We start from the raw sequence: 13,345 nt of genomic DNA, 5'->3' as shown, positions 1-13,345 counted from the left end.
ATGACGATGACCCCACATCCCGAGAATACCGAGTCCCCGGCCCTGCTGACCAAGAGCCTGGTGATCCACCAGACGAGCCAAGGGCCGACCGTCGATGAAGTCGCCGCCCAAATGCTGCGCAAGGCCCTGAAAACGCTGTTTCCCGACCGGGATCTCGATCCCGACCATTCGCTGATCGGCACACCGCAATGGCAAACGCTCGAGGGCGCGCTCGTGGCGCTGCCGACACGGTTCGAGTCGCTGACCCAGGCACTCGTGCGACAGTTTTTTACCTCCACCAACGCCAATTACCTGGAAGGCGAACACTTCCTGACGTCGAACCCGCAGGCCACGCCCGTGGTGCATCTGGACGTCAGCATCGAAGCCATCGCCGAGATGCTCAACGACTACGCACCCCTGCTGTTCGTGGCATTTGGCGAGCGCCAGTTGGCCTACTGGAACAGCCCCGGAAAACACGCACCGCACTGGCAGGAACTGTCCGATGCATTGCGCAAAGCCCTCGACGTGCAACACGTCACAGGCTGGGATGATGCCCAGTGTCGCGCGGCCAGGGCCGTCTCGCTTGAACCTGACAAAACGCAACGGCAATCGAGTGATCCGACGCTGTCGGCCATCCAGACCTGCCTGATCGACATCGACACTGTCGATGCCAATGGCAGCACCCGGCACCTGTTACTGGGCGGCGCCGCCGTGCTCACAGGGCGCTACGAACAACGTGACCTGGTGATGATGTACACCGTGGAAGACGGGTACGAATCGTTCGACTCCCTGAAGCAACTGGGTGACTCATTACCGGCGCGCATCGAGACGCGCCTGGCCGGCCGCGACATGAAGTGGCAGTTGTTCGAGCCCGAGGGAAATTTTTTCGACCACATGGCCTGGGCCCTGATCACCAGCCAGCTCGATACCATCACCGCAATCACCGCCGAAACGACGGATCCTGCCGAGCCTGCTTTCCCCTCCGATAGCACCAACGCTCGGGAGAAAAACACCCTCATTGGCCTCGACGATTCCATTCCCGACTGGCTGTTCGGTGCTTCGGCCGCCGACCTGGATGCCTACAGCCAATCCGTGAATGCGCTGGGCAAACTGTACAAGCAGGCCGACAAAAACCTGTTCCGGATTCAGCCCATCAACACGTTCGCCCAGCAACGCATGCGTGAAGCGATCGTTGCCGACACGCCCTCTGCGGCAACGCTACCCCTGGATAAACTTGAAATCACGATCACCCACAGTTTCGAATCCGGCGGGCTGACGCTGCCCAACCCGCATGACATCCACACCGAAACCCTGGGCGAATACGCCTTGCAAAACACGGCACCGTATCAGGCCAGCGTTCGATTCAACCCACCACAGCCTGTACCTGATTGGCTGACTGTGGCCTATCTGACGCAAATGGCGAGCAACGTCGATATCGGCGCGAACTACCCCAAACTGATCAAGGACAAGTTGATAGAGGACGCCGTGCAGGCCGGCTTGCAGCAGCACTTCTACATCAGTCAACTGCGTGCCTTGCTGCCGCTGATTGCACTGGAATGCAAGATCCGTCGCATCGGCGGCATCAATCAACGGGGTTACGGCTATATTCGCCAATGGCTCAACCCAACGCCAGGTTACCCGCAACCGATCGCCATCCGTCCGCTCGCCTTCCGCCATGCCGGGGACACCAGCGCAGACATTGTGGCGAACATGTTCATCATCGCTCCACGCCAGGCGGAAAACGGGCCGTGCCTGCTGTATCGCCCGTTGTTTGAACAGCCGTTATTGCAATTCCCCTCGGCGCAAAACCTGCTGTACGCCTTGCATCAACCGGGCGAATTAAGAGACTCGGTTCTGGCCTGGCTACCCGACTCGGCCACCAGCTTCAAATACGCCCAGTACACCTTCCCGGTCGGCCTTCCCAGCCCATGGCTGGAAGCCCAACTCCTTTCCGAACCCTGGACTTCCGTGGACTGGGCCGGCCCGGTCGAGCTCTCGGCCAATGAGCTGACCGGCGATGTTTTCCCCGTCCTGTTCAAGACCCACGCCCAGGCCATGGCCGAACTCGCTGATCGACAGTCGCTGTCCAATGCGCAACGCCGATGGGCCTTGCTGCGAGACAGCGGCTGGGCCCTGTTCAACGTCGCCGCGAATTTTCTCAGCGGTCCGGCAGGGGCTGCGGTGTGGGTCTGGCAAAGCATCAGCGACATCGAGCAGGTGCTGGATGCCCACCAGCATGACGACAAGCTCACTGAGTGGAGTACGGTCGCAGACATGCTGCTGAGCCTGGGCATCCTTCTCGCTCACCATGCCGCCGTGCGCCGCAAGACCGGCGCGCGATCGACGCCACGACGAATCGACAGCGGGATGCTCAAGCCCGAGACGCCAACGACCAGGCCGGCACGGCCCACCGCAACTCTCATTCCCACCCGTTTGACCGGTGAACTGCCCTCCAGCCATTACTCCTCACTGGAGGCCAGCGGCTCGGTGCCCCGTCGATCGCTCACGGCATTGGCCACGTATCTGGACACTTTGGCCGTATCAGCACCTGACCTCACGCTCCCGACTCTGGAAACACTCCAGCGGGATACCGCGTTCTTGTATCGCCTGGATGGCAAGACCTACGCAAAAGTCGGTGAACGCTGGTTTTGCGCGGTGGAAAACGACGATCAACAGGTACAACTCGTGTATCCGCACGAGCCCTCGAAAACCGGCCCGCTATTGATTCACAACCGACAAGGCCAGTGGTTTGTGGATACCCGGTTGCGCCTGCGCGGCGGTGCCGGTGGTAGCAGCTTGCAAAGCCAACTCAAGGCCCGGCGCAGGGAAAAGGCGCAGCAGAAGCAAGCGCTGAGCGTTGCGCTGGAGAACTTCAAACGTCAGGAAGCCGCCGGCAATGCCGCACTGAATAAGGCCCAGGCCGAAATGATGGGCACAACCGGGTCAGCCCATGAGCAGGCGACCGAGCGCTACCTCAGCCAGCTGGAAACGTTGATCGGCGATTACAGCCAGGCCCTGAAAAATCTGCAGCAAAGGCGCCTCCTGGGCGCAAGCGAAGGCTATCTCAATGATCTGCTGAGCATGACCACCCACCTGCAAAAGAACCTCAGCCTGTGGTTCGTCCTCAAGCGCAACGCCTACGCAATACTGACGGACAGGCTTGCGCAGAACACGCTCATTGATTCAAACACGTTATTGCAGGCCCACGTCGAGGACGTCCGGCAGGCGCTGGCGCTGAGCCAGGACATGATCGCCCGCCTGCAAGTGTCCGCCAGCTCCCTGGAGTCGCTCGACGCCATTGGCAGTGCCGGCCTGGTCGCCGCACAACGCTTGCGCCAACTGATGCCGACCTTCACCCAATGGGATTTGAAGTCCAACGAAATCGGCATGTCCCATGAGTTGTGCATGCGCAACGACGCCGGACTGGACAATGAAGCGGCCCGCACAGCGGTAGGAGAGCTGATTATCGAGGCAGCGACGGCCACGCACCGGCACGCGGTCTTGAACCGGAGCCCGCAAGGCGCTGAAGGTGCAGCGCTTCGCATCGACGATCTGAGCAGGCTGATCGATGTCTACGCCGATGCCGATCAGCGCCTTGAAGACCTTCCCGGTGAATATCCAGGCCAAGTGGAGCCCAGCGAACTTGAGCGAGTACGTGGCTTGATTGGCGAGTTTCGTCAACTTGCCCGGGAGCAACTGAGCGCGCTGTTGCCCGAGAGCGGCAAAAGCCTTACGCCGGCCTTGCCCGAACCTGCCATTGCAGGGCCCTCGCGGCCAAGCGTCAAGATAACCAAGAGTCGACCACGTGACCCGATGCCAGCCAAGGCCCCGCCACCCGAGGAACCCAGCCTCAAGGAAATGCTACCGGCCCGCCCCAAACCCGCGGCGCCGCCGGCTCTGGGCGATATCGACATCATCGCCGAAGGCCTGGACCTCAACGCGAATGTTCAGGACTTCATCAAGCGAACACAAAAAGATGCCCTCAAACCCAACCGCATACCGGCAGACATGCAGGACTTGTTCGATTTGCAGGCTCAACGGCTGGAACAGGCTGCCATCAATGTCACACAGGCCATGGCGCGTCTGCGCGCCGCAGGGCAAACACCCCCGCCGGTGGCTACCCTGGCCGCAGAACTTAACAGCGCCGCTGTGCAGTTACGCGCCAAAGGCATCGCTACTCGTGCCGGTCTGCTGAAAGAGCGCCAACCCCGACAGGCCTATCTGCAATGGCTGCTGGACCACCATCAGGTGCGGATCGAAAGAAACGACCAGGGACGGATCAGGACCAGGAAGCGCCAAGACTATTTTCAGGAATACCGGATTCTTGATATCACGAACAACGATCAGCCGTTGTGGCTGGCGCACTTTCACTACGATTCAGTGAATGCCCCGCTGGAGCAGTTCACCGCTGCACACCTTAAAATCGCCGAACCTTACTTGCAGACATTCAGCGCCGAGCGCCGTCAGACACTCACCAGCCTGGCACCGATCGACTACGTGTTGAGGCGCATCAGCGACCCGACGCTGTTCTTCAAGCTCGAAGCTAAACCCTGAAACAAGCCTGGCGGGCGGACTGAAAAGCCGCCCGCGTCAACGAACCATCCACACGCTGCGCAATCGCTCCAGCGCTGACTCGATCGCTTTTTCGGGCACGGCGGCGAAACCCAGCACCAGCCCCGCTCGCTGATCCATCGGCGTCCTGGAGTCGGGCAGCCAATAGCTGCTCAAGCCGTTGATCTCGACATCGACACTTTGCGCCAACTCGATCAATTCACGTTCGCGCGCCACGCTCTCGACCGGCACGGTCATGTGCAGCCCGGCGGCGACGGTGGGTAATGGTCCGACGCCGGGAATCTCCGCCGGCCAGCCATTGAGCAATGTATTACGGCGACTCAACGCCGCACGGCGCATGCGGCGAATATGCCGCTGGAAATGCCCGGCCGCCATGAACTCGGCCATCACCGCCTGGGTACTGACCTCGGAATGGCGTACGTCCACGGCACGGCGTTGAGCAAAAGCCTGCGCCAGCCCTGTCGGCAGCACCAGGTAACCCAGGCGCAACGCCGGAAACGCCACTTTGCCGAACGTGCCGACGTAGAGTACCCGGCCTTGCCGATCCAGTGCCGCCAAAGGCGCCAGTGGCGCACCGCTGTAGCGGTACTCGCCATCGTAGTCATCCTCGACGATCCAGCCCTGGGTGCGCTCGGCCCAGGCCAGCAGCTCCAGACGGCGAGCCAGGCTCATCACCACCCCAGTCGGGTACTGATGGGACGGGGTGACGTAGGTCAAACGGCAATCACGCAGCTGTGCCAGTTCAGCGCAGTCGATGCCCTCGCCATCCACCGCCACCCCATGCAACTTCGCACCTGCCACGGCGAACGCATGACCGGCCGCCCGATACCCGGGATTTTCAATCGCTACCCCATCACCGGGCTCCACCATCAGCTGTGCACAAAGGCTGATTCCCTGCTGCGCGCCACTGGTGATCACAATTTGTTCAGCCGTGCACTGCATGCCACGGGAACTGCGTAAATACGCAGCAATCATCCTGCGCAAGCGCGCATCGCCAGCCGGGTCGCCGTAGCACAGTTGCTGCAAATCCGGTTTGCGCCAGAAAGCCGCATTCAGCTTGGCCCAGACCTCGAATGGAAACAGGTCGAACGCCGGAACACCGACCCGAAATGCCCGGGGCGGACCGCTCGGCGGACTGGGTAAATGGTTGTTTTTCACCCTGGCCAACGGATCGTTGTGGATAACTTTGCTGGATGGATCCACAGGTAAATCCAGCCAATTTGTGGATAAGGTTGTTGATAACCCTGTTGAAAAGCCTGTGGATACTTTTGTGGATAGTTTTTTTGCCGGCAACGCCGCCTGAGGCAGTTGCGCAACATAAGTGCCGTCCCCGACTCGTCCCTCAACGAAGCCTTCGGCGTACAACTGATCGTAGGCACGAACCACGCTGTTACGGGAAATCGCCAGCGCTGCGGCCAGGTCACGACTGGCCGGCAGACGCGTTCCACTGGCCAATCGTCCGTCGAGGACGCGCAGGCGCAAGGCCTGATAGAGCTGGCGACTCAACCCCTGGCGACGGTCGAGTTCGATACCGGCCGGGTTGAACGACAAGGAAAGCGGCGCATCCGTCATGACAATGGACCCATGAAATTGGTCATTAATGGCTCTTACAACAGACCAATAGCCTGCCTAGGATGAAGACATTCGCCAAGGGAAATATCTCCATGTACACGCCACGCGCTTTTGCCATCGACGAGTTGTCCCAACTGCATGAACTGATCCTCGCCACCCGTCTCGCCATATTGGTGACCCACGGTGAGAGCGGCCTGCAGGCCAGTCATGTGCCGGTGCTGTTGCATTGCGAACAAGGCTTGAACGGCACGTTGTACGGGCATCTGGCCAAAGCCAATCCACAGTGGAAAGACCTGCGCGACGGTGCCGAAGCCCTGCTGATTTTTGCCGGTGCCGACGCCTACGTCAGCCCCGGCTTCTACCCGAGCAAGGCCGAACACGGCAAAGTCGTGCCAACCTGGAACTACGTCGCCGTACACGCCTATGGCCGAGCCGAAACCTTTAGCGATGGCGGGCGGCTGCTCGACATCGTCAGCACCCTCACCGACCGTCATGAAGCTGGCCGCGCCCAACCGTGGTCAGTGGCCGATGCCCCCGCCGATTACATCGACGGCATGCTCAAGGCCATCGTCGGTTTCGCCATTCCCATCGACCGTCTGGAAGGCAAGCGCAAGCTCAGCCAGAACCGCAGCCCCGCCGACATCGCCGGCGTACGCGAAGGCCTGGCCGCCAGCCCCGACGTCAACGACCAGACCCTCGCCCAATTGATGCGCTAAGGAAATCACCATGAGTCAAATCGACATTCGCCAAGTCACCGCCGGTGATCACGCGGCCTGGTTGCCGCTGTGGCAAGCCTACCTGCGCTTCTACAAAACCGAATTGCCGGAGGCCGTCACTCACAGCACCTGGCAGCGCATGCTCGACCCGAACGAACCGACATACGCCGCCCTCGCCTGGGCTGACAACAAAGCCGTGGGCATGGTGCATTTCATCTACCATCGTTCGAACTGGGCCATCGAAAACGCCTGTTACCTGCAAGACTTGCTGGTGGTCCCGGAAACCCGAGGCGCCGGCGTCGGCCGGCAACTGATCGAGTTCGTCTACACCACAGCCAAAGCCGACGGCTGCAACAAGGTGCACTGGCTGACCCACGAAACCAACGCCACCGCGATCCAGCTCTACGAGCGCATTGCAGAACGCCCCGGTTTCATCCAGTTTCGCAAAGCCATTTAAGGTTCAAGGAGAACAACATGTCGACTTCACTCGCCAACTGGAAAGGCGTCCCGGCCCCCACGACGCAACTGATCGAAGGACGCTTCATCCGCCTGGAAAAACTCGACCCGGCGCGCCACGGCGACGACCTGTTCAAAGCCCTGCAAGGTCCGGGCGCCGACCCGAAGCTTTGGGACTATCTGCCATACGGCCCCTTCCCGGAGCGCAGCGCCTTCAATGATTGGCTGAACAACCATGCGGCCAATAGTGACCCGTACTTCTTCAGCGTGATCGATCGCGCCAGCGGCGAGGTCCAGGGCATCCTCAGCCTGATGTCCATCGTCCCGGCCCAGGGCCGCATCGAAATCGGCCACGTCACCTTCGGCGCGCCGATGCAGCGCTCACCGAAAAGCACCGAGGCGGTTTACCTGCTGGCCAAGGAATCCTTCGCCCTCGGCTACCGTCGCCTGGAATGGAAATGCAACAACGCCAACGCCCGCTCCAAATATGCGGCCGAGCGTTTGGGTTTCAGTTTTGAGGGTGTGTTTCGCCAGCACATGGTGGTCAAGGGGCAGAACCGCGATACGGCGTGGTACTCGATTCTGGATTCGGAATGGCCGGCGATTGGGGCTGGGTTCGAGCATTGGTTGAGTGATGAGAACCAGACGGGGTCGGGGCAGTTGAAAAGCCTCGTTGAGTGCCGCGGCTAAAAGCATCAAAAGCAAAAGATCGCAGCCTTCGGCAGCGCCTACAGGGTCGGTATACATCCTGTAGGAGCAACGAAGGCTGCGACCCTTTGATCTTCAATACGCCGCTTTATCAAGCCGAATCAGGATGTGCGATCAGAGCAGTTTTAACTGATATCCCGTCGAATCCGCACCACACCCATTTTCAGTCCAAACGGACGGAACACTGCGTTCAAAGACTTCAGCGTCTGATTCCCTTCTCCATGTTCAATGTGCACCAACGTGCGCACCGAGATTTTGCACATTTTGGCGAATTGGGTCTGGTGCAAACCGGTGACTTCGACTCGCAAACGGCGAACCGCTTCGCCAATTTCAAGAGTGCCCTGAGCCAAAGCCTCTTGAATGCTTTCTATGAGCACTGTGCGTTCTGCAACGGTCATGCTCATTTCAAGCCCCATTCTTTCAAACGTTGTTCCAGATTTTTCAATGCAATTTGTGGGTGATTCATTGTCTGTCCAGGCAAACCGCTGGCCGAGAGAATATCGGGGAGTGCCATCAGGCGAGTTGCATCTTCACGCAGGCGCTCAAATGAATCCTGCACGTCACTCAAAGCGGCTAATGGATCATCCGGATCAGCGATGTCGGCCAATGTACGGCACACCCCGCGCCAATCAACGTCACCCGCTCTCTCCAGTTCTTTTGGCCACTTGGTGGTCCGTGTCACACCTTCGTCGTCCATCACCATGGGCGCTAAATCATAAATGGGTGCAAGACGAAACGAGGCGTCATCACGGATGATTGCGGTATTGCGTCCGTGGTTATCCGAGTTGCCAAGGATTTTGTTGATCAGATCCCGACGAAGATAATCGGCAACGAGATCCGGAATTTGATCCGCCTGCCCCGCCTCACGCCAAAGTCCTGCCAACAAGCGGATAACGTCCATGTGGTCCAAAGCACTACCCGGCGTCGTAATGTTTGCCAGCGAGTAAATTGACTCCACGGCAAAGCGCTCGACGCCTTGGTCGGTCACTTGACGGTCAAAACGCTGCATCCACAAGCTGGGTTTGGTCGCTTCTTCCAGTGCAAGCCCCTCGACGGCCACAGTCTCAATCCCCAGACTCTGGAGCGCCCTGTAGTAGTGATACTCGCTTCTGAGGATTACCTGATCAGTTTCCAGCCCTTTGTTGCGGGCGAACTTCACAAACCAGTGTTGAGTGACGTCGGCGTCCCCAAGTACTGCATCCGGGTACAGTAGCCCGGCCTTGTTCTGAGCCAACAAAAGCTTCGGAGCCTCGCCACCTGCACCTGTTGCGCCACCAATGGCAGCCCCCTGCTCGTAGGCATACTCAAGAAATCGATTATTGCGACTGATGACGTCCTGGCGCTCAAAACCAATCGGCTCACGCTGATCCACTGCTTCGGCAGACGCCTTGACCCGCATATTTCCGATCGGCGCCGGCGTGCTTCTGGCCAGCAGGTAAAGGTCTGCACTTACGTCCGCAGGCTTGTCTTTGCCTATATGCGCCAAAAGGAACCTTTTGGCTGCACCTGCCGGTGCAACATCATGTACAAACGCTGGCGCATTGGATCGTCTGCCATCCCAATCCAAAGGGAATCTCGCGCTCACTGCCTTGGCGAACGGCGTTCCAATATCTTCGTAATTTTCAAAAAGATACGTTTGCTGGTATCCAAAATTGCAGCGACTTTCGAAGCCTTTTTCAGGGCTGTCGAAGCTCAAAATCATGGCGTCGTGCCAGTTTCCTGCCCAATAGATCTGTAAAGTCAGATCGTACATGTCGTCACCACCTGCATTTAAATGCATATTCTCATGGCTGATTATCGCGATGAATGCAATATAGTGCACACAAAGAGCGCAGGCACAGTGGCCATGTGTATTAAAATGCAGATCTAACCACTTGCGTGGCAAAATAACGCAAAATAATGCAGATCACGCCGAACCAATAGTTCGAAAGCCACAAAATCAGAAATTGCTTTACGGACGATGCCGGAAACGTCGGCCGCGACAACAGGGGATGAGCGTCTGATCGCCAAATCCAGAGCATAAAAAAAGGGGAGCACATGCCCCCCCGAGGTTTAAAGCGTTGTATCGAGGCTGTTAACTCAGCCTTCGATCTCGATCAGGATCTCGCCCGGGTTCACCCGGTCGCCCTTGGCCACGTGAATGGCGGTGACTTTGCCGGCGATGGCTGCCTGGACTTCGGTTTCCATCTTCATCGCTTCAGTGATCAGCACGGCCTGGCCCGCCTTGACGGTGTCGCCCTCCTTGACCAGCACATCGACGATGTTGCCCGGCATGGTGGTGCTGACATGGCCCGGTGCAGTGGCTTGCTTGCGCTTGCTGCTGCCGCCGCCGACGAATTCGTTGAGCGGCTCGAACACCACTTCTTCCGGCATGCCGTCGATGGACAGGTAGAAGTGACGCTTGCCTTCAGCCTTGACGCCAACACCGGTGATGTCGACGCGGTAGGTTTCGCCGTGAACGTCGATGACGAACTCGGTCGGCACGCCTTCACCGCCCGCCGAGGCCACTTTGCCGGCTTCCGGAATCGGCAACAGCACTTCAGGTGTCAGGGTTCCAGCCGCGCGCTCTTCGAGGAACTTGCGACCGATGTCCGGGAACATGGCGAAGGTCAGCACGTCTTCTTCAGACTTGGCCAGAGCACCGATATCGGCGCGTAGCTTGGCCATTTCCGGCTTGAGCAGATCGGCTGGACGCACGTCGATCACTTCTTCGCTGCCAATGGCCTGGCGACGCAGTTGTTCGTTGACGGTGCCCGGCGCCTTGCCGTAGCCGCCTTGCAGGTACAGCTTCACTTCGTTGGTGATGGTCTTGTAGCGCTCGCCGGCCAGCACGTTGAAGAACGCCTGGGTGCCGACGATCTGCGAGGTCGGGGTGACCAGCGGCGGGAAGCCGAGGTCTTCGCGAACGCGCGGGATTTCGGCCAGCACTTCGCTCATGCGATTCAGCGCGCCCTGCTCTTTCAACTGGTTGGCCAGGTTGGAAATCATCCCGCCCGGTACCTGGTTGACTTGCACACGGGTGTCGACGGCGGTGAATTCGCTTTCGAACTGGTGGTACTTCTTGCGCACGGCGTAGAAGTACAGGCCGATCTCTTGCAGCAGTTCCAGGTTCAGCCCGGTGTCGAATTCGCTGCCTTTAAGGGCGGCGACCATCGACTCGGTGCCCGGGTGGCTGGTGCCCCAGGCGAAGCTGGAGATCGCGGTGTCGATGTGGTCAGCGCCGTTTTCGATGGCCTTCATCTGGCACATCGCGGCCAGGCCAGCGGTGTCGTGCGAGTGGATGAACACGGGCAGCGACTGCTCGGCTTTCAGGGCCTTGACCAGTTCGCCGGTGGCGTACGGGGTCAGCAAACCGGCCATGTCCTTGATCGCCACCGAGTCGCAACCCATGGCTTCCATTTGCTTGGCCTGGTTCACGAAGGCCTCGATGGTGTGCACCGGGCTGGTGGTGTAGGCGATGGTGCCCTGGGCGTGTTTGCCAGCGGCTTTCACCGCTTCGATGGCCACGCGCAGGTTACGCACGTCGTTCATGGCGTCGAAGATGCGGAACACGTCGATGCCGTTGACCGCAGCCTTGGCGACGAACGCTTTGACCACGTCGTCGCTGTAGTGGCGGTAGCCCAGCAGGTTCTGGCCGCGCAACAGCATTTGCAGGCGGGTGTTAGGCAGCGCCGCGCGCAGTTGGCGCAGACGCTCCCACGGGTCTTCCTTCAGGAAACGTACACAGGCGTCGAAGGTCGCGCCACCCCAGCACTCCAGCGACCAGTAGCCGACTTTGTCGAGCTTGTCGCAGATCGGCAGCATGTCTTCGGTGCGCATGCGGGTGGCGAGCAGCGATTGGTGGGCGTCGCGCAGGATCGTGTCGGTAACGTTTATCTTTTTAGAAACAGGGGGCTTGCTCATTATTCTATTCCTCACAGGCCTGCGTGGGCGGCGATGGCGGCGGCGATGGCCAGGGCCAGCTCTTCGGGTTTGCGCTTGATCGAGTAGTTGGTCAGTTCTGGGTGGCTTTCAACGAAGCTGGTATTGAACTGGCCGCTACGGAATTCCGGGTTACGCAGGATTTCCTGGTAGTACGCGGCAGTGGTCTTGACCCCTTGCAGACGCATGTCATCGAGGGCGCGCAGACCACGGTCCATCGCCTCTTCCCAGGTCAGCGCCCACACCACCAGTTTCAGACACATGGAGTCGTAGAACGGCGGAATGGTGTAGCCGGTGTAGATCGCCGTGTCGGTACGCACGCCGGGGCCGCCGGGTGCGTAGTAACGGGTGATCTTGCCGAAGCTCGGCAGGAAGTTGTTCTTCGGGTCTTCGGCGTTGATCCGGAATTGCAGGGCGAAACCACGGTGCTGGATGTCTTCCTGCTTCACCGACAGTGGCAGGCCGGAGGCAATGCGAATCTGCTCGCGGACAATGTCGATACCGGTGATTTCTTCGGTGATGGTGTGTTCCACCTGCACCCGGGTGTTCATCTCCATGAAGTACACCTCGCCCTCGGCGAGCAGGAACTCCACGGTGCCGGCATTCTCGTAGCCCACGGCCTTGGCTGCACGCACCGACAGGTCGCCGATGTAGGCGCGCTGTTCCGGGGTCAGTTGCGGGCTCGGGGCGATCTCGATCAGCTTCTGGTTGCGGCGCTGGATCGAGCAATCACGCTCGAACAGGTGCACCACGTTGCCGAAGCTGTCGCCAAGGATCTGCGCTTCAATGTGCTTGGGATTGACGATGCATTTTTCCAGGAACACTTCCGCCGAACCAAAAGCCTTGGTGGCTTCGGAAATGACCCTCGGGAAAGCCTGTTCGAGTTCTTCACGGCTGTTGCAGCGACGAATACCGCGACCACCGCCACCGGATGTGGCCTTGAGCATCACCGGGTAGCCAATGCGATCGCCTTCGGTCAGGGCTTCTTCGATGCCCGACACGTTGCCTTCGGTGCCCGGGGTAACCGGTACGCCAGCCTTGATCATGCTGCGGCGCGCTTCGGTCTTGTCGCCCATCCGGCGAATGACTTCAGCCGATGGACCGATGAACTTGATCCCGCGCTCGGCGCAGATTTCCGCCAGTTCGGCGTTTTCCGAAAGGAATCCGTAACCGGGGTGCAGCGCATCGCAACCGGTTTCCACAGCCAGGTTCACCAGCTTGCGCGGGTTCAGGTAACCGGCCAGCGGCTCGGCACCGATGCTGTGGGCCTCATCCGCACGCTTCACATGCAAGGCATGACGGTCGGCGTCGGAATAGATCGCGACCGAGCGAATGCCCATTTCGGCACAGGCACGTACGATTCGTACGGCAATCTCACCACGGTTGGCGATCAGGATCTTTGTTATCACTTGGAGTTTCCC

General features: G+C 59.6%; 9 protein-coding genes. 4 read left to right on the top strand and 5 right to left on the bottom strand.

Annotated elements, in window-relative coordinates; genetic code table 11:
* The first annotated feature begins 6 nt into the window (after positions 1 to 6).
* Entirely contained in the window at positions 7 to 4,533 is a 4,527-nt protein-coding gene (locus PMI26_RS23190) for a hypothetical protein (protein WP_007971715.1), read from the top strand.
* A gap of 36 nt (positions 4,534 to 4,569) precedes the next feature.
* Here PMI26_RS23190 and pdxR read toward each other — a convergent pair whose 3' ends face one another.
* Complete coding sequence (gene pdxR / locus PMI26_RS23195; RefSeq protein ID WP_007971714.1) at positions 4,570 to 6,123, bottom strand: MocR-like pyridoxine biosynthesis transcription factor PdxR; 1,554 nt, start codon at positions 6,121 to 6,123, stop codon at positions 4,570 to 4,572.
* A 92-nt stretch (positions 6,124 to 6,215) separates the two neighbouring features.
* Between pdxR and PMI26_RS23200 the strand changes: the two genes are divergently transcribed.
* From PMI26_RS23200 to PMI26_RS23210, 3 genes are read left to right on the top strand one after another with little or no spacing between them, the layout of a single operon-like run.
* Entirely contained in the window at positions 6,216 to 6,839 is a 624-nt protein-coding gene (locus tag PMI26_RS23200) for an FMN-binding negative transcriptional regulator (RefSeq protein WP_007971713.1), read from the top strand.
* Positions 6,840 to 6,849: 10 nt separating this feature from the next.
* On the top strand, positions 6,850 to 7,296 hold the full coding sequence (locus tag PMI26_RS23205; protein WP_007971712.1) for a GNAT family N-acetyltransferase: 447 nt from the start codon (positions 6,850 to 6,852) through the stop codon (positions 7,294 to 7,296).
* 17 nt (positions 7,297 to 7,313) lie between these two features.
* Positions 7,314 to 7,985 carry a GNAT family N-acetyltransferase gene (locus PMI26_RS23210; RefSeq protein ID WP_007971711.1) on the top strand — a complete coding sequence of 224 codons (672 nt, stop codon included), beginning with the start codon at positions 7,314 to 7,316 and terminating at the stop codon, positions 7,983 to 7,985.
* 143 nt (positions 7,986 to 8,128) lie between these two features.
* On the opposite strand, the gene PMI26_RS23215 is transcribed toward PMI26_RS23210, so the two are convergent.
* The 4 genes from PMI26_RS23215 to PMI26_RS23230 all read right to left on the bottom strand — a co-directional run bounded on the left by PMI26_RS23215 (position 8,129) and on the right by PMI26_RS23230 (position 13,333).
* Positions 8,129 to 8,407 carry a helix-turn-helix domain-containing protein gene (locus PMI26_RS23215; RefSeq protein ID WP_007971709.1) on the bottom strand — a complete coding sequence of 93 codons (279 nt, stop codon included), beginning with the start codon at positions 8,405 to 8,407 and terminating at the stop codon, positions 8,129 to 8,131.
* Positions 8,404 to 9,756: a HipA domain-containing protein gene (locus PMI26_RS23220; protein WP_007971706.1), complete on the bottom strand. Its 1,353-nt coding sequence runs from the start codon at positions 9,754 to 9,756 to the stop codon at positions 8,404 to 8,406. Before PMI26_RS23220 ends, PMI26_RS23215 begins: the two co-directional genes overlap by 4 nt.
* Positions 9,757 to 10,082: 326 nt before the next feature.
* Positions 10,083 to 11,906 carry a sodium-extruding oxaloacetate decarboxylase subunit alpha gene (gene oadA, locus PMI26_RS23225; RefSeq protein ID WP_007971704.1) on the bottom strand — a complete coding sequence of 608 codons (1,824 nt, stop codon included), beginning with the start codon at positions 11,904 to 11,906 and terminating at the stop codon, positions 10,083 to 10,085.
* Positions 11,907 to 11,917: 11 nt separating this feature from the next.
* Entirely contained in the window at positions 11,918 to 13,333 is a 1,416-nt protein-coding gene (locus tag PMI26_RS23230; RefSeq protein ID WP_007971702.1) for an acetyl-CoA carboxylase biotin carboxylase subunit, read from the bottom strand.
* Positions 13,334 to 13,345 lie beyond the last annotated feature (12 nt).

It is taken from the genome of Pseudomonas sp. GM33, assembly GCF_000282295.1.
GTDB lineage: Bacteria > Pseudomonadota > Gammaproteobacteria > Pseudomonadales > Pseudomonadaceae > Aquipseudomonas > Aquipseudomonas laurylsulfatiphila.
This window is presented reverse-complemented; position numbering and strand designations above follow the sequence as displayed.

Excerpts from the sequence above, each read along its gene's own strand:
- PMI26_RS23215 (WP_007971709.1), bottom strand. The coding sequence starts at position 8,407 with ATGAGCATGACCGTTGCAGAACGCACAGTGCTCATAGAAAGCATTCAA.
- oadA (WP_007971704.1), bottom strand. The coding sequence starts at position 11,906 with ATGAGCAAGCCCCCTGTTTCTAAAAAGATAAACGTTACCGACACGATC.
- pdxR (WP_007971714.1), bottom strand. The coding sequence starts at position 6,123 with ATGACGGATGCGCCGCTTTCCTTGTCGTTCAACCCGGCCGGTATCGAA.
- PMI26_RS23205 (WP_007971712.1), top strand. The coding sequence starts at position 6,850 with ATGAGTCAAATCGACATTCGCCAAGTCACCGCCGGTGATCACGCGGCC.
- PMI26_RS23210 (WP_007971711.1), top strand. The coding sequence starts at position 7,314 with ATGTCGACTTCACTCGCCAACTGGAAAGGCGTCCCGGCCCCCACGACG.
- PMI26_RS23220 (WP_007971706.1), bottom strand. The coding sequence starts at position 9,756 with ATGTACGATCTGACTTTACAGATCTATTGGGCAGGAAACTGGCACGAC.
- PMI26_RS23190 (WP_007971715.1), top strand. The coding sequence starts at position 7 with ATGACCCCACATCCCGAGAATACCGAGTCCCCGGCCCTGCTGACCAAG.
- PMI26_RS23200 (WP_007971713.1), top strand. The coding sequence starts at position 6,216 with ATGTACACGCCACGCGCTTTTGCCATCGACGAGTTGTCCCAACTGCAT.